At 38.0% G+C, this 25,708-nt stretch carries 24 protein-coding genes and 2 pseudogenes; 6 read left to right on the plus strand and 20 right to left on the minus strand.

Going from position 1 to position 25,708, the window contains the following annotated elements; genetic code table 11:
• Nucleotides 1-2,373 precede the first annotated feature (2,373 nt).
• Together RT138_RS06915 and RT138_RS06920 are read left to right on the plus strand one after the other, a co-directional pair.
• A complete protein-coding gene (locus RT138_RS06915; protein ID WP_312696108.1) occupies nt 2,374-3,099 on the plus strand; it encodes a hypothetical protein in 726 nt (241 codons plus the stop codon).
• Nucleotides 3,100-3,243: 144 nt separating this feature from the next.
• Nucleotides 3,244-3,903: pseudogene (locus RT138_RS06920) on the plus strand (DUF6766 family protein).
• Between the two features lie 22 nt (nt 3,904-3,925).
• Here RT138_RS06920 and RT138_RS06925 read toward each other — a convergent pair.
• From RT138_RS06925 to RT138_RS06950, 6 genes are all read right to left on the minus strand, one after another.
• Entirely contained in the window at nt 3,926-4,138 is a 213-nt protein-coding gene (locus RT138_RS06925; RefSeq protein WP_185211804.1) for a hypothetical protein, read from the minus strand.
• A 598-nt stretch (nt 4,139-4,736) separates the two neighbouring features.
• A complete protein-coding gene (locus RT138_RS06930; protein WP_237235556.1) occupies nt 4,737-5,234 on the minus strand; it encodes a GNAT family N-acetyltransferase in 498 nt (165 codons plus the stop codon).
• A gap of 71 nt (nt 5,235-5,305) precedes the next feature.
• The gene (locus RT138_RS06935) at nt 5,306-5,632 is read right to left on the minus strand and encodes a 2Fe-2S iron-sulfur cluster-binding protein (RefSeq protein ID WP_185211803.1); all 327 of its coding nucleotides are present in this window, start codon (nt 5,630-5,632) and stop codon (nt 5,306-5,308) included.
• A 73-nt stretch (nt 5,633-5,705) separates the two neighbouring features.
• The gene (locus RT138_RS06940) at nt 5,706-5,828 is read right to left on the minus strand and encodes a hypothetical protein (RefSeq protein WP_261771996.1); all 123 of its coding nucleotides are present in this window, start codon (nt 5,826-5,828) and stop codon (nt 5,706-5,708) included.
• A gap of 129 nt (nt 5,829-5,957) precedes the next feature.
• Nucleotides 5,958-6,857, minus strand: a complete 900-nt coding sequence (locus RT138_RS06945) for a dihydrodipicolinate synthase family protein (RefSeq protein WP_185211801.1) — start codon at nt 6,855-6,857, stop codon at nt 5,958-5,960.
• A 19-nt stretch (nt 6,858-6,876) separates the two neighbouring features.
• Nucleotides 6,877-7,377, minus strand: coding sequence for a cupin domain-containing protein (locus RT138_RS06950; protein ID WP_185211800.1), 501 nt, complete (start codon nt 7,375-7,377; stop codon nt 6,877-6,879).
• 99 nt (nt 7,378-7,476) lie between these two features.
• Between RT138_RS06950 and RT138_RS06955 the strand changes: the two genes are divergently transcribed.
• Complete coding sequence (locus RT138_RS06955) at nt 7,477-8,898, plus strand: PLP-dependent aminotransferase family protein (RefSeq protein WP_185211799.1); 1,422 nt, start codon at nt 7,477-7,479, stop codon at nt 8,896-8,898.
• 215 nt (nt 8,899-9,113) lie between these two features.
• On the opposite strand, the pseudogene RT138_RS06960 reads toward RT138_RS06955, so the two are convergent.
• A pseudogene (locus RT138_RS06960) lies at nt 9,114-9,230 on the minus strand (DUF4130 domain-containing protein); the annotation flags it as partial.
• 179 nt (nt 9,231-9,409) lie between these two features.
• On the opposite strand from RT138_RS06960, the gene RT138_RS06965 reads away from it, so the two are divergent.
• Entirely contained in the window at nt 9,410-9,772 is a 363-nt protein-coding gene (locus RT138_RS06965) for a hypothetical protein (protein ID WP_185211798.1), read from the plus strand.
• A gap of 388 nt (nt 9,773-10,160) precedes the next feature.
• On the opposite strand, the gene RT138_RS06970 is transcribed toward RT138_RS06965, so the two are convergent.
• Genes RT138_RS06970 through RT138_RS07005 form a run of 8 tightly spaced genes read right to left on the minus strand, consistent with a single transcriptional unit; the run spans nt 10,161 to nt 15,764 of the window.
• Nucleotides 10,161-10,727, minus strand: coding sequence for a lipocalin family protein (locus tag RT138_RS06970; RefSeq protein WP_312696107.1), 567 nt, complete (start codon nt 10,725-10,727; stop codon nt 10,161-10,163).
• Entirely contained in the window at nt 10,708-11,409 is a 702-nt protein-coding gene (locus RT138_RS06975; RefSeq protein WP_093095708.1) for a lycopene cyclase domain-containing protein, read from the minus strand. The genes RT138_RS06970 and RT138_RS06975 overlap by 20 nt, the downstream gene beginning before the upstream one ends.
• Nucleotides 11,406-11,864 carry a sterol desaturase family protein gene (locus RT138_RS06980; protein WP_185211797.1) on the minus strand — a complete coding sequence of 153 codons (459 nt, stop codon included), beginning with the start codon at nt 11,862-11,864 and terminating at the stop codon, nt 11,406-11,408. The genes RT138_RS06975 and RT138_RS06980 overlap by 4 nt, the downstream gene beginning before the upstream one ends.
• A 1-nt stretch (nt 11,865) precedes the next feature.
• Nucleotides 11,866-12,333, minus strand: coding sequence for an SRPBCC family protein (locus tag RT138_RS06985; protein ID WP_313190108.1), 468 nt, complete (start codon nt 12,331-12,333; stop codon nt 11,866-11,868).
• Nucleotides 12,334-12,336: 3 nt separating this feature from the next.
• Nucleotides 12,337-12,795 (minus strand): hypothetical protein, encoded by a 459-nt coding sequence (locus tag RT138_RS06990; protein WP_185211795.1) that lies wholly within the window; start codon nt 12,793-12,795, stop codon nt 12,337-12,339.
• Nucleotides 12,792-13,628, minus strand: coding sequence for a phytoene/squalene synthase family protein (locus RT138_RS06995; protein ID WP_093095702.1), 837 nt, complete (start codon nt 13,626-13,628; stop codon nt 12,792-12,794). The genes RT138_RS06990 and RT138_RS06995 overlap by 4 nt, the downstream gene beginning before the upstream one ends.
• A gap of 4 nt (nt 13,629-13,632) precedes the next feature.
• Nucleotides 13,633-15,105, minus strand: coding sequence for an NAD(P)/FAD-dependent oxidoreductase (locus RT138_RS07000; protein ID WP_185211794.1), 1,473 nt, complete (start codon nt 15,103-15,105; stop codon nt 13,633-13,635).
• Nucleotides 15,102-15,764, minus strand: coding sequence for a MarR family winged helix-turn-helix transcriptional regulator (locus tag RT138_RS07005; protein ID WP_185211793.1), 663 nt, complete (start codon nt 15,762-15,764; stop codon nt 15,102-15,104). Before RT138_RS07005 ends, RT138_RS07000 begins: the two co-directional genes overlap by 4 nt.
• Before the next feature lie 429 nt (nt 15,765-16,193).
• Between RT138_RS07005 and RT138_RS07010 the strand changes: the two genes are divergently transcribed.
• Nucleotides 16,194-16,391, plus strand: a complete 198-nt coding sequence (locus RT138_RS07010; protein WP_185211792.1) for a CsbD family protein — start codon at nt 16,194-16,196, stop codon at nt 16,389-16,391.
• A gap of 495 nt (nt 16,392-16,886) precedes the next feature.
• Nucleotides 16,887-17,141 (plus strand): hypothetical protein, encoded by a 255-nt coding sequence (locus RT138_RS07015; protein ID WP_312696106.1) that lies wholly within the window; start codon nt 16,887-16,889, stop codon nt 17,139-17,141.
• A gap of 42 nt (nt 17,142-17,183) precedes the next feature.
• On the opposite strand, the gene RT138_RS07020 is transcribed toward RT138_RS07015, so the two are convergent.
• From RT138_RS07020 to RT138_RS07040, 5 genes are all read right to left on the minus strand, one after another.
• Entirely contained in the window at nt 17,184-19,199 is a 2,016-nt protein-coding gene (locus tag RT138_RS07020; RefSeq protein WP_313190109.1) for a BCCT family transporter, read from the minus strand.
• Nucleotides 19,200-19,433: 234 nt separating this feature from the next.
• On the minus strand, nt 19,434-21,710 hold the full coding sequence (gene ggpS / locus RT138_RS07025) for a glucosylglycerol-phosphate synthase (RefSeq protein WP_312696105.1): 2,277 nt from the start codon (nt 21,708-21,710) through the stop codon (nt 19,434-19,436).
• Nucleotides 21,707-22,696, minus strand: a complete 990-nt coding sequence (locus RT138_RS07030) for an NAD(P)H-dependent glycerol-3-phosphate dehydrogenase (RefSeq protein WP_185211789.1) — start codon at nt 22,694-22,696, stop codon at nt 21,707-21,709. The genes ggpS and RT138_RS07030 overlap by 4 nt, the downstream gene beginning before the upstream one ends.
• A 233-nt stretch (nt 22,697-22,929) precedes the next feature.
• Entirely contained in the window at nt 22,930-23,151 is a 222-nt protein-coding gene (locus RT138_RS07035; RefSeq protein WP_312696104.1) for a hypothetical protein, read from the minus strand.
• A 1,372-nt stretch (nt 23,152-24,523) separates the two neighbouring features.
• Nucleotides 24,524-25,063, minus strand: coding sequence for a ferritin-like domain-containing protein (locus RT138_RS07040; protein ID WP_185211787.1), 540 nt, complete (start codon nt 25,061-25,063; stop codon nt 24,524-24,526).
• Nucleotides 25,064-25,708 lie beyond the last annotated feature (645 nt).

The following is a 25,708-nucleotide window of genomic DNA, read 5'->3' on the forward strand; positions in this document are numbered from 1 at the left end:
TTTGGGCAATTGTCATTTCGCAACGTTAATTCACCATTCTTGTGTAATTAGCTGTTTTATTGAACCTGTCCTGTAGTACGTTCGTTCCGCCTTTAACACGCTTCCTCACTGCTAAGAGGAAGGTTAGTGAATAATCTTTGCCAATCCCCAGAAACCGCGAACTTTGAAGTCTTTCAATGCAGTTGGAAAATAGAACTCTTATGTTTCTATCAGATCTGGATTGGCCCCCATTATTCGTAGCAGATCATTAATTCTCTCCTTCCTTTTTATTTTATTTCCTTTTCACCTGATTTCATTTTTCCACTAATTAATTTTATATTTATTTCCTCAGCTTTATAAATTATAACTATTTAGCCCAATAGATAGTAGGTATTGGGCTTTTTATTTTTTATTCTCTATATTTAAGAACTTATATTCTACTTCCCCAAAGTAGGATGTTTTCATAGATAGTATACCCAATGACGAATTCGTTATTGGGTTTATTATTTTTAAGATCTTTTGCTTAACTTTAAATCAATCATAGATAGTTTATTGATAAGACATGCCCAATGGATAGGGGAAATCCATTGGGTTTTTTGTCTTTATCTATACTCTGAACCATATTTATTTTTGTTATTTTTGCCCATTCCGGGTACTTCCCGGGGCGTGATTTTTAACCCAGCGGCAGGATGCCGTTGGGTTTCTTATATTTAATCCCTATCTTTAATCTTCAGGCATGCAAACCCTTCATAAGGTTTAATTTAGGTAGCCCAGTAATTCCTGTTACTGGGCTTTTGTTTTTAATTTGTAACTTCATTACACCATTCTATCCCAATTAGAAGGATTTCGTATTCCGAGCCCAGCAGTCTATATGTTGGACTTTTTATAATATTTTATTATTTTGGGGCGGATTTTTAAGAATCCAAACAATTAGCGATATGCCCAGTGACTTATGATGCTGGGCTTTTTGTTTCATGTTCCCGCACCATCATATTTTTATATCAGCCCCTTCCAAAATAGGTGCTTGGTAATTTTAATTTATTACCTTTATTGCGTTAACGGCACCACGCATGTCGTTACTCGGTTAATAAGTGCACCCCTCAACCACTCATAGTTGAGGGGCTTTTTTATACCTTATCAAAATACTTGCTCCCCATTTAATGACCAAACCAATTCTTGTCCCGATCAATCCGATGAAGTCAAATGACGTCCTTAACATATGGGTCGCTTTATACACGGTCATTTGTCGGAAAAATACCAGGTGAACAGGAAAGCTTTAGTTGGTACGTTTGAAGTGACCACCCGGAAAACATTTGAGACTTTGCCAGGCGTGCTGAAATTTTTATAACCGGAGATGTGGCTAGAGAAAGGACAACGGGATTGAAGCCATTTTACCCTACCAAGAAAGACATGTCAACAATAAATTGACTGTTACTTAGATGGATCAAATCGGCCTCATTCAGAGCAATTTATACACTGGAATACCTCTCAGGTCAATATTAAGGGCAATGGTTGCTTGATCGTGCAGTAAAGGAATTTTTGCCAACACCAGCTAATCTAATATTTATGAAAACATCGCCATAATAAGCCATTAGATATAATTTGCCATCTATGACACCCTCCCTCACCGTTCTGGTAATCTTCCTGATCCAATCATATTCCAGAGCTACCCATAATCCGGCAGACCGAGCCTTGCTGCCTCCTACAGTACCGAAAATTAGCGGCTAGAGATGCTCTAATAACTGGATGCCTGCCGTAGCTGTCAGCTACCTGTGCCAATGCACAAAATCGTTGAACCATCCCTAGGAAACAAATGCATCGTTTATGCCTTTGATCAGCCTTGTGTTGTAAGTATGATATTATTGTTCAAGAATCCTTTCTGCCACTTAGAGGTCAATTTCTTCCAGATTTAATCCAACCTGTCCAGGATGTAGTAAGATGTGAGATATTCGGTCGGTATAGATCTCATCCTCATAATCGTGGCGCATAGAGCTCTTTTCTGCCAATCTTCCCTTGACGGTCGCGCCCACCTGATTGGAGACTTCTGATGAACATGTGTGTGGATAACGTCACTTTAGACCATTTCCCCCTGACCTTGACCCCTTCATTCCGATACCAAGGGACCACCAAGCGATCAGGACTAACCCAAAGGCCAACCTATTTTGTTGACGAATAACGCACCTTTATCCGGAGCCTTCGTTTCTTCGACATAGTGGGCCTGTTTTTATTTCCTACAGTTTGAATCTTTAGATAAAATTGATTCCTAATATCAATTAAGAAAATTAGCCTTCCGGTCTATGTTGATAAAGTGGATGACAAAAAATCATTGAATCAAAGACAATACAGAAATATAACCCTCTACACCGAGTTTTTTTTGTTTCTCACCTTTCTTTAATGGGAATAGAAATTTTTATTATTGTAATTCAAAAAAAACAGTTTTCCTATGTAGCATTCAAGATTAAGGTTTCGTTTCATCCAGAAACCAGATCTAAAATGAAAAATAAAGCATTCACCACCTTTACACTTTTTCTATTATTACTATCAACCATTTTTTTCAATAGCTGCGACAAAGAAGGAAATCCCCTGCCAGATGATAGGTATGTCGAAATATCTTATAATGGAGAAACCTTTATTCAACAAGGAAGGGCATTTGACTTGAACTATCGCAGTGGGCCAAAATTTGATTATAATTATCATAACCTGCCCCAATATGCAAATGGAGTTAGGTATATTACATTACATGCTTCCTTGAAAAAGAAAGGTTCAAAAGAATCTCCCATACATACTATCTTTGTAAAGATTCCTGTCGGTAAGGAGATCCTTCTGAACCATGAGTATGTTATCAGATCACTCCCAGGGAAACAGATAATTAATAAAATGGACGATTATATATCAATTAATGAAAGGGAGAACCTTTCATTTATTAGATATAATCCATACTTAGATTATTCTCAATACATTTTTGGTGATGGTAAGGTCTATTTTACCAAAATAACAAAGAAAGAAAATGGAGCTGAGGATATTGAAGGCACTTTTGAATTCACGATTCCATCGTTTGCGGAAGACGAGGGATTTGATGTAGTAAAAGGGAAATTCAAGCTTTATCTTAATAAAATCTAATGTTGAATATATTTGTTGAGTTTTAATCCCCTCCCTATCCGAGGGGATTTTTTTATACCATTAACCAGCCAGCTTATCAAAAAATAAAAGTTGCCTAAACCAATTATTGATCTAAATGTTCCTTATATATATCTAATAATGTAAATGAAAGCAAATAGAAGTTTTTTTTACAGGAATTCATTATCAATCGTGTTTATTTCTTTGTTCTTGTTGGCCCTGATTGGTCAGATTTACTTTGGTTGGAAGGAAAGTGTTAGTGAATAACAAAAACATGGGAAGGAACTTTTATTTGGTGATTATTTATTTTCTGGCCATTTTATATCAGCGACATTTGAAAATTTTCAAAGCGAATTCCTTCAGATGGCGCTTTATGTTATACTTACTATTTTCCTTCGCCAAGTTGGATCAGCTGAATCAAAGGAAATAGACAAAAAAGAAGAGGTGGATCGGGAACCCATTTACAGACCAGGCGCTCCAGCGCCAGTGAAAAGTGGCGGATGGAGACTCTTAATATACAAACACTCACTTTCTATTGCGTTTTTGATTCTTTTTATAGCATCTTGGGGATTACATTTATTCGGCAGTTATAAGGGGAAAATGGAGGAGAATGCACTGGAAGGTAAGCCCTCCATATCGATAAGTGAATATTTGTCTGAACCCACTTTTTGGTTCGAAACTTTTCAGAATTGGCAAAGCGAATTTCTATCGGTTGCTTCAATAGTTATATTAACAATTTTTCTTCGTCAAAAAGGCTCACCAGAATCCAAACCAGTTGACAGTCCACATTGGAAAACAGGAAAATAGACTTTATGGTTTCAAACATAGATTACCTAAAAAGATGCTTTAAACCCCTTTCGGTAAGCTCAAAGTCATAAGGATAATCAAATTGTATATATTTATTTAATGGAACGATCATTTTCTCCTCCAGAAGAAATGTTAGATCCTCTTTAAAATTTTCAAAAATTTCCAATTCTAAGATTGGTTTACCAGTATATAACCTGAATAATATTAAATCCTTTAAAGGCAATGGAGTTTCCATAAAATGTTTTGAATCTGACAAAACAACAAGAATCTGTATTAATAAAAAATGTCATAAACCAAACCCATTATGTTGAGGAATTGTTTTTAAAAAATTAATAAATCAAAATCTTTTTATAAAGTAAACATCCATTCGCATGAATGGACGTTTACATATAACGTGAAAAATGAACCAATTTTTGTGTTTTTTCGCTCCTTAATCTTCCTTTTATGCCTGTGCATTTATATGGGATTCTGCAATATCTATTAAGATTGGTCGTTTTCTTCCTCTTCCTGCAAGGTCCTCTCCAAAATGTTGGCTACTTGATCAATTGCCAAGGTAATGGTTATTTGATCTACCCCCATCCCCTTTAGTTTCAATTTCATAATGCTCACCTTTTTGGGATGAAATGATCAAAGCGACCTACATAACTACCGTAAATTTCTCCTTTTTGCATCTCAATTTTTGTATTATTTTATATTTTGCTGCTCGTAAAGGTATATATCCTCCAAAGAATGGTCAGCAATGGACTAGAGCATGCGTAAAAGGTAAGGTTTCGCCTTGTCCAACCAACGTAGCAATTTTTGTATAGGGCAAACGATCAAGTTTGCCCCTACTCTTATTTCCACCAATAATAATAGTTGTGGTTGGCATCATATTCAAATCCGCAACGTGGATATAATCTGTTGCCTATATCATTTGTCTTTTCGGTTTCAAGCATCAATCCGCAAGCACCGGTTTCATCGCACCATTGCTTAGCTTTATCTATCAGCGCTACCGAAAAGCCCTTGCCTCTGTAGTCGGGATGAACAAACAAATCGCTCAATAGCCATTGCTTGGCCAATTTGATGTAATGGTAAAGTTTGTACAACTGGACAAACCCAACTGCAGTGCCATCGGCATAAACCACAAAAATGTGGGATTGATCGTTTTCCATCCGGTCTTGAATGAACTTTTTGCACTTTTCATAATCGTCTTGCTGTCGGTAGAAGACCCGATAGCGATTGAATAACTCTGCTGTAGCGTCCAAATCTTCCAGACCTACTTTCCTGATGTTGATCTCCATTTTGTTAAGATTAAATATTTGCTCAAAAGTATCCGATCTCCGTTTTATCATGACGGTACAGTTTATGGATAATTAGGTAGTCCAGGCCAACAAGTGGTAACCGTACAGTTGTTTTAGTACGATTAGAACTCGTCATAATTTATCTTTATCCTCGTACTTATGGGCATTGCTACACAGGCCAAGATCAGGCCTTGTTGTATGTGGGTTTCAGACAGAACAGAATTTCTCATTAAACGTACCTCCCCTTTCTCCAATTTACAAGTACAGCTGCCACATCTTCCGCTGCCACAAGAATACGGTGCGTCAATCCCAGCATGCAGCATGGCAGACAGCAAAGGCATCTGCTTATTCCATGGGATTTGGTATGTGGTGCCATTGATGGTCACAGTTACTTTAACCTTGTCCGATGTCTTAGCATCTGGATGGTTGTTTTTTGAATGTGGATTCATATGGTATATCATTTAGCTGTGGACAATGATCTATAGGCCCGAAAAATTCACATCTTCGGGCTATAGATAGTTATTACCTTAGCTCTTCTATGGAAGCCCCAAAGTTAATATGTAATACATTCCCATTGGGGAGAACTAAAGCTGGAACAGATTTTACACCTGATGCCGCCGCTTCGTCTACTTTAGATCTTTCCATACCCAAATGGATTACCATAACCTGACCTTCGGGTATGAGGGTCAAAATGTCCTGTTCTGCGCTTATGCATACAGGGCAACCTGCGTGATAAAAAATTGCTTTTTCCATTTTACTTTGATTATATGACATTTAATATTGGTATACTTCATTGTCTATTGTTGAAAGTATCCTGTCCAGTTCTGCTACTTCATCTGTATCAAGGGGTTGCAATGGGCTTTTGAATCCCCCTCCGCCAACTCCCAATAGATCTAGACCTGCCTGGATGGAACGTGGCAAACCTTTGGCAACAATGAATTTCAATAGGTCAACCTGTTTGTAGAATACCTGCTGAGCTTTTTCAAGATCATTTTCCTGTATGGCATCATAAAGAGCTAGATTGAGTTCTGGTATCAGATTCGGCGCAGCCGTACACCATCCTCTTGCACCTGCTGCAAAAGCGGATAATGTCAAGGGATTGGAACCGTTGAAAAAAGCCACTCCATCGCCTAATTCTTTTCTTAAAGAATGCATACGTAGAATATCGCCTGAACTTTCCTTAATCATCGTAACATTTGGGATTTCTAACAAACGCTTCAAAAGTGCTGGGGACATATCCACGCCACTGGTGGCAGGGTTATTATAGGCCATAATCGGAATGGAAATCTTAGACGCAACAGTGTCATAGTGTTTTGCAATTTCATCATCGCTCAATTTCCAATAACTCATAGGGATAACCATTACGGCCGTGGCACCGGCTTTTTCGGCAAATTGCGCATGGTAAACAGTTTTCTCCGTGGTAAGGTTTGAAACACCGACCAATGTTGGTACTCTGCCGGCTACCTGTCGTAAGCAGGTTTCGGTCAAAGACTCTTTTTCATCATCGCTGAGGTAAGGCATGACACCCGTACTTCCCAATGGCGCAATGCCGTGAGAACCTACCCTAATCAAGCGTTCCACTTGTTTTCTGAATAGTGGGATATCAATATTCTCGTTGTTGTCGAATGGTGTAACCGGATATGCAATTACACCTTTAAATGGTACTTCATTCATTTCTTATCTCAATTTAAGGTTAAAAATCTCTTCCCTCTTCTTCACGTAATGCCACACCTAGGTTTTGAAGTTGCGGGGCATTCTCACAAGCGATGTATTTTGCAGCCTCGACTTCGCTTAGGTTGTGGTGCTGGTGCCAAGCCCAAGATGGAATGTAAACTGCATCCCCTGCTTGCCATTCTACGATTTCATCTTCTACAAGCGTTGATCCTTTTCCCTCAAGCACATACAAAATGGTTTCGTATGTATGGCGGTGTTTGTGAGTTTTTTGTCCTGGCAACAGGCCACCTATGGTCATGCTTACGTTTTTGCTTGGCAGGTCCACAAAGAAAACTGGGTGCTTTCTTTCTTCCGAAAACTGATTGTGGATACCTGCATTTTCAACATTTTTGTGGATGACGTGTGAGGTTCTAACAAAGGATGGTCTTGCAAAGGTCTGATGGAAATCCTTTGAGCTGAACTGTTTCTGTTCTGCGTGGATCGATTTTTTTACTTCTGTGGCAGTTTCTAATTTTGACATAATTAAATTATTTATTGTTTATTGCAATATTGCTATACAAAAGTATCGTACATTTGGACCATTAAAATGATACAGTTTTTATATAATTAGATAGTCCAGATGCTGAGAGGTTGGAAATTTGAAATACTATTAGATGGAAAATCAGATAAAGCCATCTATCTGCAGATAGCCGATGCCATTATAAATGATATCCAATCCGGCAGGTTAATGCCAAGCGAGGCGCTGCCCGGAAGCAGAAAACTTGCACAGCTCTTGAAGGTCAATAGGAATACCGTTGTAGAAGCATTGGACGTACTGATCATGGAAGGCTGGTTAACTCCCAAAGAGAGACAGGGTACCTTTGTGGCCGATACCTTGCCCGATTTTATGGGAGGCAAAAAAAGCAAACGTGGTACTCTTAATGCAAAAAATGCCATAAACAAACATTATCATTTGCAGTTTGATGATGGAAGCCCAGACAGTAAAATTGCTCCCATCACAGAATTGGCAAGGGCTTACCGCCAGATCTTCAACCAAAAAGCACGTTGGCAAATGATGGGATATGGCAATGAATTAGGTGATCTGGAATTTCGAAAATCCATAGTGCAAATGCTCAATCACCAGAGAGGCATGCAGGTCGATCATCATAATATCTGTATCACCCGAGGCAGTCAAATGGCGATGTATCTGACAGCTCAATATCTGTTTACAGAAAATGATTATGTAATCGTTGAAAACCCAGGATATAAGCCTGCTTGGTCCGCCTTTGAGAATGCAGGTGCAACATTGTTGCCGGTAGGCGTAGACAAGGACGGCTTGCTGATCGAAGAGGTTATTGCCTATCTGAAATCGGGTAAAAAGGTAAGGGCAATTTACGTTACCCCGCACCATCAATATCCGACCACTGTGACATTGAGTCTGAAGAGAAGGTTGGAATTGATACAGCTTTCCAACGCATACGGTTTTACGATTATCGAGGATGATTATGATAACGAGTTCCATTTTGGTTACCGCCCTGTATTGCCTTTGTCAAGTTTCGGCGAACTGAAAAATTATGTATATATAGGCAGCATGAGCAAGGTGGTTGCGCCTGCCCTTCGCATAGGTTATTTAGTAACCCATGACGAAGCCCTGATGGAGAGGGTAAGTAGTTTGCGAAAGATTATTGATGTTCAAGGAGACAGTATTATGGAACAGGCAATTCTGCAACTTATCAAGGATGGCACCATAAAACGCCATATCAAAAAAGCGTCTCACCACTACAAAGCCAAAAGGGATTTTATGGCCGGTTTGCTCACAAAATACATGCAGGACAGAGCAACTTATTCAGTTCCCGAAGGTGGTTTGGCTTTCTGGATTGTACCCAATAAGCCCGTGGATTGGTCCCAAATTCCCAAAAAACTTAATAGCAAGGGAATCAAGATCATCAGTCCCGATACCTATAGCTTCAATGAGACCATATATGGTATCAGGTTGGGCTATGGTTCACTTTCTGAAAAAGAGCTGGAAGAGGGCATAATTGCCCTACAAGAAATCCTATAACAAGTGGAAGCTGTCGACATACAAAACTCCAATTCACGGTACTTCTTGATATGCGCCCGGGCTTGATTTCAAAAAATGTTTTAACCTTTACATATTTGAAAAATGAACCAATACAAGCCACAAATCTAGGTTTTGTTCATTACAAGCTTTTGGTGGCAAATTATCGATAAGTAACCTGAAAAGAAGTTGAAATACCTAGGCATGGAAATGCGCAATTATTGCTTTTCCACTAAATATTTCCAATATCTTTTGGGTACATGTCTCAGGTGTAATTTGATGTTTTTCCTTTCTTCAATATTCGTACTCTTAAAGTAGGTTTTCCATAAATGTTGAAATTCCGTTCTATTGGGTCAAGATCCAATTCAATAGGTGATAAATTAGGAATTGATATCACCATTAAAAGTAAAATTGGAACCGGAACTTGTGTAAAACTGATGCTCCCTCCCAAATAACTATTGAATTCCAACCTTATTTTGATTAAAGACAGGACATATATTATTAAATTTATTTAATGAAAATTTCCGATTATTTAAAGCAAGAAACTAAAAAATTCCATCACATTTCCGAAGCATTGGTTATTAATTATATCCGAAATATGAATTCTGAAAAAGATTACACGGATCTATTAAAAAACTTCTATGTGTTTAACAAAGAGATACATCGCTTTACGAATTCACATGTACAACAATTTACGGAGCACTATCCTTTCTTCTTAGGTTTAAAACAAATTGAGAATGATTTTGTCGCCTTAAAATTGGATTTACCTGAGTTGAAGGAAATGAAAATCCTCCCGAATCTACATTCTGAACAACAGGCATTATGTGTAACATTATGTTCTCCAAGGATCATCATTGGGAAGACCATATATTGCTAAAATCCTTAACAAACTTGATTTCGTTTCAACCGATCATTATTTTAACGAGACATCAGATATTGCCCCTAAGGTTTGGGACCGATTTAAATCAATATTAGATTCCAATATCCCAATAACAAATAGCTTTGAAGCTATTTCCTGGACAAATTTGACGTTGGAATTTTTGATAGACTTATTTAGGAACAACTAAAAATCATGGTCACTATTAATTACACGAAAATGATTAAACTTTAGATCTTTGTACAAGAACTATTATTTTTATATAATTTTTGCAATTGAAACATTTTTTTTTAAAAATGTAAATTTTTATATTTTGAATTGAATTTTAAATAAGTCCTTAAGGTTCAAAAGATTTAGACATACAGAAATTTAGCCATCCCTATAAAATTTATTTCTCATTTAGGAATGGGTTATCGGTCCTATCGTGCTTTACCCAAATCAGTTTAGAGGTGTCATAACCAATCCTTTGCGCACTGTCTAGAAAGCTTTTTTTAATCCCTTCGGGTATATCTTTTGTCCTTGATAAAATCCATAAATATTTCAAACTTTTTCCAGCAACCAGCGCATATCGATAATTTTCGTCCAATGCAATGACGTTGTATCCCGAATAAAAAGGGCCGAAGAAACTTACTTTTAATTCAGCAATATGCATATTATCGCTAAATTTTGCTAAACCAATGGCTTTTTTCCATTTCCCCTTCTTGTAGTTGTAACCGCTGTTCAATACCTTAACAGAGCCATCATCGTTCAAGCTGTATTGAGCGGAAACATTGTCCAGATCCTTTTCAAAACTGAAATCAAACCGGGCAATTTCATACCAAGTTCCCAGGTATCGACCCATTTCAAAGTTTTTTACCGCTTCAGCACCTTTGGGAATGGATGAACAGGAATTTAGAAACGTAAACAGAACCACAGAAAATGCGATTACCAAAATCCTATTTTTTATGACCATCATTTCTTTTTTTAAATAATTTAAAAAAATAGAGAACCAAAAGGAATTGCGTATATCCATAGACGGCATCCTCAATTGGTATAGTTAATATGCGTACCCCAAGAAAGTCCCGGGGGTTGTAGTTCACTATGGGCGATTCCAATCCTGTTCCTGTCAGTACGCCGTTTACTGGAAGGAAACCCAACATCAAAACCGTAAATACTAGCGATGCTTTTCCAATCCATTCTGCCCGAACAATAAAATGCAGGTAGATTAAGGTTGTTAGGGTAGCGATTGCCGTGATAAGTGTGTATATTTTATCATAATGCAACAATGCCATAACCGAACAGATTACCACACTGATAAAAACAATCAGGTTATTAAACCCAGATAGCCATCCCAACCTAAAGAACTTCTCGAAACAGAAATAGGTAAATATACATGAAAACGGAATACAGATAAAAAAAAGCCATTCCTCGATCGGTAACCCAGCCAGTACTATTCCGAGCGTATAATCGGTATTGAACCACCAAACACCTTTTGCCGTAAACCATATATCCCAAGCGATGAAAGGAATGGCAACAATAATTGCAGATTTTAAAAACTCCCCAAAATGACGATTAAAATAAATTCGTTTATCGTATGAGGCAATGAAACATATGATGACCGTAAAGAACAATATTGCGGAATAGGTATAAGCCATCATTTTTTTCCAGAGTTAAAGTACATTTTAAAATATTTGAATGGAACGAAAAGAAATCCAAAACATTCACCGTCTTCTTTCCCGATATGCCTGTGATGTTGCTTGTGTGCCCTGCGGAGTGCCAAAAAATAGGGATTTTGGGTCTGGGACAGAAATTTTACCCTTTGATGGATAAAAATATCGTGCACAAAAAAATAAGCCATTCCGTACAGCAAAATGCCTAAACCGATATGGAACAGGTAATTGAAATTTTCTACCGACCCGAAATACATCAAAGCAATCGTTGGTATGGAAAATATTACGAAAAAGTAGTCGTTCTTTTCAAAAGCGCCCTCACTGCTGTGGTCGTGATGGTCTCTGTGCAGGAACCAAAGGAAACCGTGCATGACATATTTGTGGATAATCCAGGTTGCCCCTTCCATCAATGTAAATGTGATCATTACGATTAAAAAAGCCATATCAGTTGTTAATTGGGTTAATTAGTTTTTCTATGATGTCGCGCCGGAAATCGAAAATATCCGTCAATTTCCTTTTCACTAACAGCAAATGTGCAATCTGTCCTACCAGGCCGAAAGGCAGTTCGTAATCTACCGTATCCTTCATCAAGACCCCATCTTTATTGGGGACGAATTCATGAAGATGCCTCCAGTACTTATAAGGTCCTTTCTCCTGTAAATCAATAAAACATTCATTGTGTTCAACATGGGTGATTCTTGTCCTCCACTTCAAAGGGATTCTAAGTAACGGAGAAACGATATAATCGATGATCGTACCCTCAGCAATCTCCTCAGCGACATATTCCGACAGCACTGTAAAACCAATACCTTTAGGCGTAATCTTGGAAAGGTTCTTGGGAGAAGAGAAAAAACGCCAGGCTTCTTCGACGTCACAATTCAATTGTTGCTCTCTGTATAGCCGATTTCTCATAAATTAATCTTTTAAAAGTGTCCCTATCATCTTAAGAAGAATCTGCGACCTAATTTGGAGACTGTTTTCCTTAATAAAAGCGGAATCCTCATTTATGTTTGATTTGTACCCTAAAAAGGATGGAGCATTTTTTTGGACAGAAAGCCTGATAAACCTCAATTCAACATTCTCAGGTTCTTTTTTGATCGCTTTCTCGATGTTTTTCTTTCCTTCTCTGAATGTTTTGAGTTTGCTAATGGGACTAAAAACATGATTTGCCCAAATAGTTTGCAATCCACCTAAATATCCCAGATGAGTAGCAGAATTGTTTTTAGATTCCATCAATTCTCCAATCATTCTTTCGCACAATGCCCGGTTTGATACCAACTTGCTGTAATTAGACCTCACATCTTCTACAGCAATTGGACTAAAAATCCTTAAAAAGAATACTGAACTAATGAGCAAACCAGTTATATTCATCATAAAAAAGCCGTTTTATATCGTACATAACTTTTGAACGCCACGTATGCCTTTTCGGCATTGGGAACCCGAATCCTATTATTCAATATCTCTTTGGAGGATCTTCTTTTTATTTTTTGGAACAATGACAAATAGTACCTATAAGCTAAATATACACCGAACCTAGCGGAGCTGGGCAGTTTCTTAATTCCAACAAAAGCAATTCTAAACTCTTCTTCTATTTCCTTTTCAATCCGACATTTCACGCAATTATCAAATATGCGCATATCGATATCTGGAAAATAGGTCCTTCCCAAAACCTGATAATCATCCCTCAAATCCCTTAAAAAATTAACTTTTTGAAAAGCGGAGCCTAATTTCATTGCATAAGGTTCCAGTTCTTTATACCTTTCGGCGTCGCCATCCGTAAAAACTTGCAGGCACATCAACCCGACTACTTCCGCGGAACCAAAAATATATTCTTCATATAGCGCTGAATTGTAGTCTATTTTCCGCAGATCCATTTCCATACTATGCAAAAACTTTTCAATTAGGATTATGTCTATTTTAAAAAGATTTACCGTTTCTTGAAAGGATTGAAGGATTGGATTAAGGGATATCCCCTCGTGAAGTGCAACATAGGTTTCTGTTTTTAACCGGCTCAAGAGCTTCTCTTTATCATATCCATGAAAACTATCCACGATTTCATCGGCTAATCTCACGTACCCATATATGGCATATATTGCAGATCGAATTGAGGGTTTCAGCGACAGGATTCCCAAGGAAAAACTAGTGCTATATTTCTGGGTTGTTATCTTGCTAACCGAGTATGAAAGTTCGTCAAACAGCTGTTTCATGGTTTTATTTTTTTAGTTTGATTATTTCGTTTGCAACAATTCTACCTGAAATTATGGATGGAGGGATCCCAGGTCCGGGAACCGTCAATTGACCTGTGTAGAATAAATTTTTCAATCTTTTGTTTCTTATTTTGGGCTTCAGGACTGCAGTCTGACCTAGCGTATTAGCCAATCCATAGGCATTCCCACCATAGGCATTATAATCCGAAATAAAATCGCTGACACAGTAGCTTCTTTTGTATTCGATCTTTGACCGTAGATCTTGTATCCCTGTATGCCTTTCTATCCTTGAAAGCATGTTGTTCAAATATAGTTCACGTGTAGTTTCTCCATCGTCAATCCCGATTGCCAACGGCATTAGAAGGAATAAGTTCTCTTTGCCCGGGGGAGCTAAAGTACTGTCTGTTTTGGAAGGGCAACAGGAATAAAAGAGAGGCCTCTGTGGCCATTTTTTTTCTTCATATATAGAATCGATATGTTCATCAAGATCATTCTCAAAAAAAAGCGTATGATGTTCGAGGTTGGGAATGCTTTGATCGATCCCTAAATAATAAATCAGACTGGAGGGTGCAAAGGTTCTGTTTTGCCAGAATTCTTCTGAATAATTTCTGTTCTCTTTACTTAATAGGGTTTCTGTATGATGATAATCCGAAGAAGCAATGACAGCATCAAATTCATGGATCTTGCCATTTATGGTTAACGAGCTAACCTTTCCGCTACATGTGTTTATACTTTCAACGGTTTTGTTGAAATGGAAATTAGCACCTTGACTTTCGGCTACTTTTTTCATCGCCAAAACCAATTGATAAAACCCGCCCATCGGATAATAGGTCCCCAAAGCATAACCACCGTAATTCATCAAACTATACAATGCAGGGATATCCTTTGGAGAAGCACCCAGGAAAATTACGGGAAATTCCATCAAGGTCCTTAGCTTTTCACTTTTAAAATATTTAGCAACGTAAGGCCTGAAGCCCGTCAACAAATCCAATTTAATCGCACTTTTGACTATCTTGAGAGAGAGGAATTCACTCCAATTGTGACAGGGTTTATTAATAAAATCCTGCATTCCTACTTCATACTTAAACTTTGCCGCTTGCATGAATTTCTCCACTTGCATTCCAGCTCCTTTTTCGATTCCTTCAAACAAGACTTTAAGCTCTTCCAGACATTCGGGAATACTAATTTTTCCTTCTGAAAAAACCACTTCAAACTGTGGGTTTAACGATATCAACTCAAAGAAATCAGAAGTGTGACAACCGAAATCAGCAAAAAAACTATCCATAATATCCGGCATCCAGTACCAGCTGGGTCCCATATCGAAAACATATCCATCATCGGTTGAAAACTGCCGCGCTCTACCTCCCGGCCGATCATGTTTTTCAAACACGTGAACATCATTACCTGCCTTTGCCAGGTAGGCACTTGCAGATAGTCCCGAGAATCCTGACCCTATAATGGCTATTTTCTTCTTCATCGCCTTTTATCCTTTAAAGCTTCATTCAATAAATATTCTGTTTCAATATTCTTGTAATATATCCGTTGATGGAACTTATTGAGTTTATTGAGCAATTTGATCAGCTCCATTTTTTCGGGATGGTTTAAGTCTCCTGTAACTATTTCGGTCGCTTTCCTGATTCTGTCCATTTGGTTTTCTAAAACATTCAATCCTTTGAAGCTGATTTTTAAAACTTTACTTCTTTTGTCAATTTCAGAATCAGTTTGATTGACCCAACCTTGAGAAATCAGACGATTGATAATTTGCATTCCAGCAGGTTTCTCGTGAACGTTCTTTTTTATCAAATCCATTTTGGTCATTTCACCAAATGCCTTTAGGTTAATCAGGTAAATAAAGTCTTCCTGCGAAGAGAAATCAGAACCGTATATGGCTGATTTGGAATAACTTTTAGCATATCTGTTCATATGGACAATTAAGGTACTAATTACACTTTCTGCACTGCGCCCACTTTCTTTTCCTTCCCAATAAGGCTCGGTCTCCATCTCCTGGCTGTTATATTTGACGTTTATCCATCTTTTAAAACCTTCGATATCATCAGGATATTTGTTTTCTAACGAATTTTCTATCTCAAATTCTTCAACTAGATCGATAACACTTTTTAAAATATCGTACTTCATTTTTGTTTTGTTATACAATTATACTAATTTTTATTTACAATAGTATTATTTTATACTTTTTTAAATTTTGATTTTAAATTTGAAAATAAGAATATTGCATATCCTTGTTCTCCAAACTTACTTAATCCCATCCCAATCAAACCTCTTCTACGCTTTTCACATCCAAATACGGCTTTGCACCTTAACATTGGGCACTGTTACCGAATCAGGCGTCGTTTTTTGTCCTTAAATAATATTCTTGATTTTGCAGTGCTTATAAAAATTATGATAAGGGCCCTCATCTTTCAAAATGGAATAAACGTAAACTGAAAAAATTATTATTATTCGTAATCCAAAGTGGAATAAACATTATTTTTTTATCTAATTTAATATTTTCGAAAACCATATTTAATTGGCTGTGTTATTTTGTTTATATTAAATTAAATACATATGGATTCTTTAGATTTAAAAGGAAAATGGAACATCCTCAAAGGTAAGGTTAAACAGAAGTATGCAGATTTAACGGATGACGATCTTCTTTATGTTGAAGGAAAAGAAGATGAACTCTATGGAAGGCTGCAGGAAAAAACGGGCAAGACCCGTGAAGAGGTAAGATCATGGTTAAACGATTTGAATAAGGAAGCATAGATAACAGTTTAGAATCTGGGAGCCTAACCTTATCAGTTAGGCTCTCTTCATTAACACTACTTGATTTGGTTCAAGATTTAATAATATTCCTAGATTTCTTAAATCGATATCCTGCCACTAATGACAGATGCTCGATGGATACATTTTTTCTATAGAATTGGATTTCTTGAAAATTTCAAGAGTAAAATAGATTCTATACTCAAACCCAAAGGGTAACTACATCATGGAAAATTATTTGAGAGCATTCCTAACGTATTTTTTCGATTAAAATATTTTGTGGTATTAGAGACAGGATATAATGGTACATCTAATAGAATAATTACTGGCACCCTTGTTAATTATAGAAATTTGATGTAAAATTTCATCAATTATCCTGATCAAGATCATTTTTCAATCAGGCCCAGTGCTTTAGCTTTGGGTTTGTTTTTTAAAACGCCCAGTGAACCAATTCAGTTTATGATGAGAAATCAATTTATCTTAGTTTGCCTAAAGTCAATGCTGGATGGTATTTTTGACTATTATGACATCAGCCTAACTAAAGTAGATACTAGACTCCATGCTGAAGAGAGCTGGCCAATAGGAACTGATGTTTATGTAGTTTGCGGAATTTATGCCTCGCAGATCTATGTTCAAAGACTCTACATTGTCAGAGAAGCAACCGAAAACATGATCAAATTGCAGATTGAAAAACTAGCTGTTCGATTGAAAACAGAAATATCTAAGTCAAATAATCAACTCTCCCAAGGATAATTGGGAAAAGTTTGCCTTTTCCGGTCAAAGAAAAGGAAATTCCTACCTGATCCTTCTATTGGCATTGCTGCTGATGAACATTTCATTTTTTCCCTCAGAGATTATGACCACAAATCTTTCATAATGCTTAAGGATATCAGCGATCAGTTCTTCCCTTGTGAAAAATCTCACATCATATCCCTGCCGGGCGTCCCCAAAATATGCCAAAGGAAAGTAGGCCCCCCCTTCCCCACTATCCGTAAGGTTTTCTTCACTCTGGAAATATTCAGGGACTTCCCTGGATTCACGCCTGATGCCGTAGAGGAAATTGTTGACAAGGTCATACTGAATCTCGATCTCTACGAACTTTGGTTCTGAACCCTGGGTAACCTTAGCTTCGACACCATTCATCATGAATTCTTGCTGTAGCTCATGGATAGCTTCAGCAGCTATTTGGTTGATAAATTCATCTACATCGCTCCGGGCGTCAGCATTTACGATTTGTTTTAGCCGTTCTTTCCAGAATTTCCCCGACCACGGAACAGTCGATACCGAGAACTCTTGTTCGTAATACTTCTTATCGATCGACAGGGCCTTAACAAGGCAAAATATCATCATCAGTATGATTAACGAAAAGGGAAGTGCTGTGATCAGGGTCATGCTCTGCAGTGCCTCCAACCCTCCGGCATTCAATAAGAATAGTGCCAAAACGGCCAACAGCCCGCCCCATCCTGCAATCTGCCATTTAGGGGAAATCTTTGCATTCTTGGTTGCGATGCTGTTCATCACGAACATTCCTGAATCTGCCGAGGTTACAAAAAAAATCATGATGATCCCTATCACCATAAAGCTGATCAATTTGGTTAATGGCAGGTATTCCAAAAACCTGAACATAAGGGAATCTGGATCAGTTGCCAGTGCGCTCAATGCACCTTCCGCAACATGGCTGTCCAGCCATATGGCACTATTGCCGAACACTGACATCCACATAAAATTGAAGATAGAAGGAAGGATAAGCACCGCAGCGATAAATTCGCGAATGGTTCTTCCTTTTGATATCTTGGCGATGAATAGGCCGACAAAAGGGGACCATGAGATCCACCAAGCCCAGTACAGGATTGTCCAATTGTAGAACCATGGCAAGGATTCTTCTTCATAAACATGGGTATTGAACGTTAGGCTGAAGAAATTACTGATGTAATTTCCAATCCCTTCCGTGAAGCTCCCTATCAGATAGACGGTCGGACCAAGAAAGAGCACGAAAACCATCAGCAAAATAACCACCCCTATATTGATGTTACTCAAGATCCTTACCCCTTTATCAACTCCTGTAGTAGCTGAAAAAACTGAAATCGATACCAGGATAACGACAATGAAAACCTGGTAGATGAAATCGGTACTAGGAACGATACCAAGGATCTCCAATCCTGAATTTACCTGGACCACCCCAAAGCCTAGGGTTGTCGTAATGCCAAAGAAAGTACTGCATAGGGCAAAAACATCGATTGCATTGCCCCAATTACCCTGGATCCTATCCTTCAATAATGGATACAGACAACTTCTTAGCGATAGGGGGAGTTTATACCTATAGGCAAAATAGGACAGTGCTAGACCGACAAGCCCATATATTGCCCAGGCGTGGATACCCCAATGGAAAAATGTATACAGTTGGGCATTTTTAGCCGCATTGACATAACTGTTCTTGGCAAAAATCTCATTGGTATAATGTTGCATGGGTTCTGAAACACTAAAATACATCAAGCCTATTCCCATGCCTGCAGCAAAGAGCATAGATATCCATGAAAAAAATGAATAATCCGGAGAGCTGTCGTTCCTGCCCAGTTTGATGTCGCCAAATTTACTGACCATCAAAAATAAAAGGAAAAGTACAAAAATGGTTACCGACCAGACGTATACCCAATTCAGGTTTACAAAAATAAAGGCCTTAATATCATTTAGGATCTTGTTCACTGCCTCAGGGAAAATAGCTGATGCCAAACATACCCCTACAATAAATATCAAGCTTGGAATGGTGACTCCCATGCTGAGGGATGATCTGAAATTTTTCGTTTTTGACATAGACTGGTTCTATTTTTTAATCAAATTAAATTTATGCCTTTTCAGGCAATATTATCTGTTTTTTTTCTAGATCACACCATTGGTATTTTGACAAGGTTTTGAAACATGCAAATCAACCATTTTTCAAAAAACAGTACCAATTCTTCTGACACCAATGAAAAGTTAACAATAGGAGCATTCGCAATTGCACCATCATTAATTGCTCGATTTCCCTTATTACATTTTCAAATTGATCTACATTCTTTTGTTTTTATCCTTTACTTGGTTAGTATAATTGCTCGTTTCAAGTTCCCTGACAAAATCCTCTCCCCAGTAATGAACATCATAATGTTTAATTTGTTGTAAGGACCTCTTGATCCGCAAAAGGGCTTCCTCTTCCGGCATGGTAAGGGCTTGGTGTAAGGACTCGATCATGCTTCGGCGATCATAGGGATTTGTTGGGACACAATATGGGAGTTCGACAGACGCACCAGCAAATTCAGAAAGTACCAGAACTCCCGATTGGTTCAAGATCCCCTGTGTTGCGACAAATTCCTTGGAAACAAGGTTTAGACCATCTCGCAAAGGTGTTATCCAAGCCACATCTGCCAGAGCATATTGGACAAGGACTTCTTCGAATGGAAGCGCTTGGAAGAAATATTGAATTGGAGTCCAGTCCAGAGTAGCGTACCTACCATTGATTTCTCCCACAGCCTGATTGACCTGATCCCTGATCTTGTCATAGATGCGCATGCCTTTCGATGGTGGGGTACAGACGTTTATCAGTTCGACCTTTCCCCGAAATTCGGGATATTCCTTCAGAAACTCCCCGAATGCCAATATCTTTTCCAAAGGTCCCTTCACATAATCCATCCGCTCAATTGACACAATTCGTTTCATATCTTTATTTTCTGCCTCCGCTCTGTATTTTTCGATCCGCTGCGCAATCCCTTCCTTAGTTATCAAGCTCTCAATCAACTCATAATTAACTCCAACCGGTTGTGCACCTAATCGAATAGTTCGTCCATCAACAGAGATTATTTTGGTCATCTCTTCAACACCCAACGCCATACTATAGGTAAGAAACTGCTTGGAAACATTCACCGATCTCACCCGCTTAAAAGGAGTGTGACTGCGCAGGACATCAATAAAATTCTCCACATACCTGGGGATATGGAAACTGATAAAATCACACATTAACAAGCTCCCTATGATCTCCCTTCGCCATGGAATCGTATTGAAAATATCTGCTGCGGGGAAAGCAGTGTGGTGAAAAAAACCAATTTTAAGATCTGGACGCATCATTTTTAGGAATGAAGGGACCATCCAAAGATTATACTCGTGAATCCATACCAATGCTTCAGGTTCGGCTTCTTTCGCTATCCGCTGGGCGAAAAGCTTATTTATTTTTAAATAATGAGCCCAGTCCAGGTGATTAAATTTAGCCTTATCGACAAAAGAAAAAATTGTTGGCCAAAATGCTTCCTTGGAAAACACCCTATAGAATTTATCAATGTCTTTCTGGGAAAGTGAGATAGCTGAGACATCAAGGTTAGGGTATTTATCGATATCAACCTTTTGCCTTACATCCTGATTTCCTTCCCCAAGATCCACTTCCTCACCAATCCAAATGCCGGGTCTCCCCTTTTCAAAGAGTCCTAATAAAGAAGGGATTATTCCATTGGGGCTTTGCGGGGGAACATTTTTAATGCTCCCCTCAACCATGATCCTTTCGAAAGGCAGTCGATGGTAAACCATTACCAACTGGCGATCTTTGGAAGATTGCCGAAGCAGTGGTTCTTCAATGAAATTATCAACGAAGGGGGCAAAAGATTCGATTTTTTCCATACATTCAAGAATCCCCCCAGCTCCCGGAAGACGTGCCTGATATACATTCATCAGATCTTCTGTAGCATCAAGAAGTGCGGCTTCAGACTCCCCAACAGCAACACCTAAAAATCCAGTATGGAACAAGGAGAGGTCGTTCAATGTATCACCCGCAACCAAAACCTTGTTTTCTGGCATACCCAAATGAGCCACCAATTTTTTCAGTGAACTCCCTTTATTGACGCCTTTAGGAAGAATATCCAAATATTTTCCCAAGGATGTGACCACATCACAATTTCTCCCTTCAGCAATAGCGCGAACCTTTACTAAATCCGTACTTGCATCGTAATAATATGAGCAGCGTCGCTGCTGGGGGACTCTTTGATATACCAAACCGGGAATCTCTGAAAAATCCCCCTGAAGTTCATATACCGAAGGCCAATTACTTTCGATTTCATGTTGAATGGAGTCTATCGTAGTGAGTGTAGCACCCTCGCAAATAGTAGCCCCCACATCGGCAATTATAAAATGTGGTGTTGGGATCGTTGGATCGTTCAACAAAGGGATAACAGATTCCAATCCTCGCCCCGTAACGAAGACCAATTGAATATCCCTATTTCCCTTGATAATCTGATAGAGTTTTAGGCGATCTTCCATTGACCCCCCTAAAAATGTTCCATCCAAGTCAGTCGCTAATAGCATCATTTTAATTTCCCTTCCAATTCCTTAAATTTTGATCTTACGGAATGGTTTCCGTATAATATTTCATAAATAGATTCAAGGATGGGTAAACCCAATCCCTGTTCTTTCGCATAGCAAAAAAGCCCTTTAGTTGCCCAGTAGCCCTCAGCTACCATCCCTAATTTATCCATTGCTCCTTCTGCCGAATGCCCTTGGGCAACAAATTCTCCAAAACGACGATTTCGGCTGTTGTTCGAGTATGCCGTCACCAGCAAATCTCCAGCATAGGAAGAATTCAAGATCTCTCTTTGCGCATCCCTTTCAGTCCCTAGGATACATTGCATTTCGAAAAGAGCATTGCTAACGAGCACAGCCAGGAAATTATCGCCATAACCTAAACCTTTGGCCATACCGCTAGCTATACCTAATACGTTTTTATAGATAGAACCATAACCAACTCCAATTGGATCAATGTTGCTGCGCACTTTAACATAAGGTCTTTTAAACAACACAGCTAACTTATCAGCCGTATCTGGGTTTGAGCAGGATAAGGTCAGGTAAGTTGGTTTGTTTTCTGCAATTTCTTCTGAATGGCAAGGTCCCGCAATGGTCACGATATGGGACTTCGGTAATTTCAAAGTTTGGCTCAGAAAACTGCTGGGGACTTCATAATTAGCTCCTACAGTACCTTTCATTGCGGCTAGTACAATCTTGTTTTCAAAAAGTGAACAATCTAGGTCATAACAGACCTGCTTCAGGGAGGCACTTGGAACGGCAAAAATGATAATCCTTGATTGAGCAACCACATGCCGCAGGTTTCCACTGGGAAAAACAAATAAAGGATTGAGTTGAACTTGCGGAAGGTAACTAGGATTGTTTCCATTTTCCTTGACATGGTTTACCTGTTCTTTCCTTCGCAGGTACCAATATGTTGGGATCTTGTTTTCGGTTAATATTTTTACTAAAGCAGTAGCCCAACTTCCACCACCAACAACACTTATTTCAATCAAACTTTGGGGATTAATTTGCAGAATATTGGCTTAGAATTCTGCAGTTAAATAATTAATGAGCAACAAATGTATGAAATAATAAACTAATAAGCAATTTTTTTGGCAAAATAATTGGATTACATAGTTATTTATACCGAATTTAAGTTAATTGGAGGAGTTAAATATGATACTTATTGCCCTAATTAGTTTAGGCTTCAAAATAAGCGTTTAAAATTCAATCCCAACTGAATTGCTTAAACTTCCTCATAACTTCCGCTGGATACCTTTCTAGTTTGGACAAGCTTTTTCCTTGACCGTTCTTTCCTGGATAAGATCGCACCCAATTGGAACATCGTTCTGGCATTATGCTTCGCCTTCATGGAATTGATGGACTTTTCAATGAAGCTCAAGCTATTCGGTCTGATGCCCTGACCTTTGAGTTCAGCTGAGATTTCCCCCTGATTCATACCTTGCATAAGGAATTCTATTATTTTATATTGGATTTCCATTATTCCATAAAGATAGAACAAGTGCTGCTATTATAGATATGATAAAAAAAATCCGGAGTAGACTTACTCCGGATACGCTTAACAAATTTATTGGCCGTGAGGTTGCCACTATTGTATTTTGGAGTTCCTAAATATATAAAAAAACAAGCTCTTCCAGCCACTCGAGGCGTTTTTTTTGCCAATTGACCTCACAATGTAGATACGTCTTAATTCAATCAATCGAACATTTTTTACATCCAGGGTTTTCAAATGTCTTCATCTTCTCCATCCACGAGGATAACCCACTGAACAAAATTCAGGGAACTAAAGACTCCGTTTGCAATATAGATATCTGTTCATATTGACCAGTTCTGCTCAGAATTAAATTATTTATATAAATATCAGTTTATTGGGATTTTATCAACACTCCCAACTCCTTACTGATTGATATGGTACCATCAGCATGGACCTCCCCTTTTAATCTTTACCCGAACAAGGGAGTGAACCGCCTTCGGATATCTTCACAATTCTTAGCGTTGAATTTCTCGATCAGAGAAAGAATATTAAAAACCAAATCGAAACTGGGTAAGAAGGAAAGATTACCAAAAAAAGCCCACGGTTTGAATCTTTTCGATCATAACCATATATAGCATAGTTTAGAGAACCAAATCCGATAGTTCATTTTCTCGCCAACTTACTCCATTGCCCGTAGAGTAGATTATTCGGTTATGTTATTTCTGGGATTTCCGGATCAGTGCAAAAAACATTTGTGAAATTTCAATTTTTTTTCACTTGTTCCTATATTTGACCCTAAAGCGTTAGAACTCTAACTAACGGGCCCAATGGATAGTAGCTATTGGGCTTTTTTGTGAAGAATATTTTCATTAACTTTACTAGTCAATCATAGAGAGTTTATTCAATAATTCCCAATGGATAGGGTGAATCCATTGGGTTTTTATTTAAATCCTTAGATTTAATTCTATAGTAATTGCTCCAATTTGCTTTTCTAGCAAGAAGTCTTTGTTTTACTCACAGTTGTCCTTATCATTCTCCATAATAACTATGGAAAAATATGAAATGCAATTTTAAAGAATCTTAAAGGATGTAGGGGTAATGATGGTTTTAGCCAAATATTCCTGTGATAATTCATATTTGGATAATTTTAGGTTCCGGAGATGTTTTTACCATTAGATAATTTCAAAGAAGGTTTATCAGTTATTGAAATTAACTAAAGTTTATATAAAGAATAGGAAAAAGCAATCACTTCTTAGTGAATCTAATTCTTTAAGCAGGGATGATAAATAAAAAATGCCAATCTTTCTTGATTGGCATTTTGTTAAGCACTCTAATACTATATTCTTTATTCGGCTTTGGAATTTAAGTTGGTATCGGCAATAGAGGTTAATTTTTCATCACAGGATTTTTCCTCCTTTAGGGTTGCCAAAAGCAGTTTTAACGCATCCTTATGCTGAAGGACCTTTGCGAAAGCTGCCAATGTTCCGTAAGTAGCGATTTCGTAATGCTCAACCTTCTGCGAAGCGGCAATTATTCCTGCATCACGGACAGCACCAGGCTCAGTTTCTTCCATTATGCCTTTTCCCTCTTCTAACAATCCTGCCATCGCATCACATTTCTCTGCTTTAGCTTTAACCCCGATTGACTTAAATACTTCTTCAAGCCTACTAACATGTTCCTTGGTTTCTTCCAAATGTGAAGAAATGGCAGTTTTTAGTTTTTGCGAGGTTGCATTTTTCTCCATTTTAGGTAACGCCTTTACCAATTGCTTTTCGGCCCAGTAAATATCTTTTAGACCGTCTTCAAATAGATCCTTTAAATCTTTAGCAGCATTACTTTTTGCTTTAATTTTAGTTTCTGTACTTGCTGATTTTGTTGTTGCCATAATGAAAACTTTTAGATTGTTTTAAATAAGAACAACCCTTATTTATAATAGTTCAATTTTTTATCAAATCAGATGAAGGTTGATATAATTCTATGCCATCGAGAGCAAAACCAAACCCATTACCCATCAAAAAATTTCATGTTTTATAGAAAGTGCTCTGACGTTGTGAATTATCGCCGGAAATCTTAAGCTAAGAGAAATTTATATTCTAAAATAAGAACTTACCCAGAAAACATTTCGGGGAGTATATTTTTTGGATTAGCCATACCTATTACCTTTTATTTTTTCATTGAGCCGCTCATCTGTCCATTTAAGAAAATCCTCTAAAACTATTACTGGGACCTCATCGGCAATAGCTTCACGATATTCATCCAAATTTCACCCTACAAGAATGGGGAACACGTTCAAAAGGATTTGATAACTCTTTAATACCAATAATCATAATAATTTCCTGGTCATAATTTGAATGTTCTTGGTTTTTTACCTAAATCGGTAATAGGGATCAAATAACACTATGTTACCCTAACGTTAAAACCATTAAATTAGACCATGCATGGCTGGTTTTGTTGATCATGGCACGCGTACTTTGTATTAAAAGATCAAATTTGTTATTCTCTTTTGATTGCTTTTTGGATATATTGAAGA

The sequence above is a fragment of the Sphingobacterium sp. genome (genome assembly GCF_032065005.1).
GTDB lineage: Bacteria > Bacteroidota > Bacteroidia > Sphingobacteriales > Sphingobacteriaceae > Sphingobacterium.

What these genes read in the sequence shown, in the direction of transcription:
- RT138_RS06935 (WP_185211803.1), bottom strand. Translation starts at nt 5,632, where the DNA reads ATGAATCCACATTCAAAAAACAACCATCCAGATGCTAAGACATCGGAC.
- RT138_RS06915 (WP_312696108.1), top strand. Translation starts at nt 2,374, where the DNA reads ATGGGAATAGAAATTTTTATTATTGTAATTCAAAAAAAACAGTTTTCC.
- RT138_RS06940 (WP_261771996.1), bottom strand. Translation starts at nt 5,828, where the DNA reads ATGGAAAGATCTAAAGTAGACGAAGCGGCGGCATCAGGTGTAAAATCT.
- RT138_RS06995 (WP_093095702.1), bottom strand. Translation starts at nt 13,628, where the DNA reads ATGAAACAGCTGTTTGACGAACTTTCATACTCGGTTAGCAAGATAACA.
- RT138_RS06985 (WP_313190108.1), bottom strand. Translation starts at nt 12,333, where the DNA reads ATGAGAAATCGGCTATACAGAGAGCAACAATTGAATTGTGACGTCGAA.
- RT138_RS06980 (WP_185211797.1), bottom strand. Translation starts at nt 11,864, where the DNA reads ATGGCTTTTTTAATCGTAATGATCACATTTACATTGATGGAAGGGGCA.
- RT138_RS07040 (WP_185211787.1), bottom strand. Translation starts at nt 25,063, where the DNA reads ATGGCAACAACAAAATCAGCAAGTACAGAAACTAAAATTAAAGCAAAA.
- RT138_RS06970 (WP_312696107.1), bottom strand. Translation starts at nt 10,727, where the DNA reads ATGATGGTCATAAAAAATAGGATTTTGGTAATCGCATTTTCTGTGGTT.
- RT138_RS06990 (WP_185211795.1), bottom strand. Translation starts at nt 12,795, where the DNA reads ATGATGAATATAACTGGTTTGCTCATTAGTTCAGTATTCTTTTTAAGG.
- RT138_RS07035 (WP_312696104.1), bottom strand. Translation starts at nt 23,151, where the DNA reads ATGCAAGGTATGAATCAGGGGGAAATCTCAGCTGAACTCAAAGGTCAG.
- RT138_RS07005 (WP_185211793.1), bottom strand. Translation starts at nt 15,764, where the DNA reads ATGAAGTACGATATTTTAAAAAGTGTTATCGATCTAGTTGAAGAATTT.
- RT138_RS07015 (WP_312696106.1), top strand. Translation starts at nt 16,887, where the DNA reads ATGCTGGATGGTATTTTTGACTATTATGACATCAGCCTAACTAAAGTA.
- RT138_RS06955 (WP_185211799.1), top strand. Translation starts at nt 7,477, where the DNA reads ATGCTGAGAGGTTGGAAATTTGAAATACTATTAGATGGAAAATCAGAT.
- RT138_RS06945 (WP_185211801.1), bottom strand. Translation starts at nt 6,857, where the DNA reads ATGAATGAAGTACCATTTAAAGGTGTAATTGCATATCCGGTTACACCA.
- RT138_RS06965 (WP_185211798.1), top strand. Translation starts at nt 9,410, where the DNA reads ATGAAAATTTCCGATTATTTAAAGCAAGAAACTAAAAAATTCCATCAC.
- RT138_RS06975 (WP_093095708.1), bottom strand. Translation starts at nt 11,409, where the DNA reads ATGATGGCTTATACCTATTCCGCAATATTGTTCTTTACGGTCATCATA.
- RT138_RS06950 (WP_185211800.1), bottom strand. Translation starts at nt 7,377, where the DNA reads ATGTCAAAATTAGAAACTGCCACAGAAGTAAAAAAATCGATCCACGCA.
- ggpS (WP_312696105.1), bottom strand. Translation starts at nt 21,710, where the DNA reads ATGATGCTATTAGCGACTGACTTGGATGGAACATTTTTAGGGGGGTCA.
- RT138_RS06925 (WP_185211804.1), bottom strand. Translation starts at nt 4,138, where the DNA reads ATGGAAACTCCATTGCCTTTAAAGGATTTAATATTATTCAGGTTATAT.
- RT138_RS07000 (WP_185211794.1), bottom strand. Translation starts at nt 15,105, where the DNA reads ATGAAGAAGAAAATAGCCATTATAGGGTCAGGATTCTCGGGACTATCT.
- RT138_RS07020 (WP_313190109.1), bottom strand. Translation starts at nt 19,199, where the DNA reads ATGTCAAAAACGAAAAATTTCAGATCATCCCTCAGCATGGGAGTCACC.
- RT138_RS07010 (WP_185211792.1), top strand. Translation starts at nt 16,194, where the DNA reads ATGGATTCTTTAGATTTAAAAGGAAAATGGAACATCCTCAAAGGTAAG.
- RT138_RS06930 (WP_237235556.1), bottom strand. Translation starts at nt 5,234, where the DNA reads ATGATAAAACGGAGATCGGATACTTTTGAGCAAATATTTAATCTTAAC.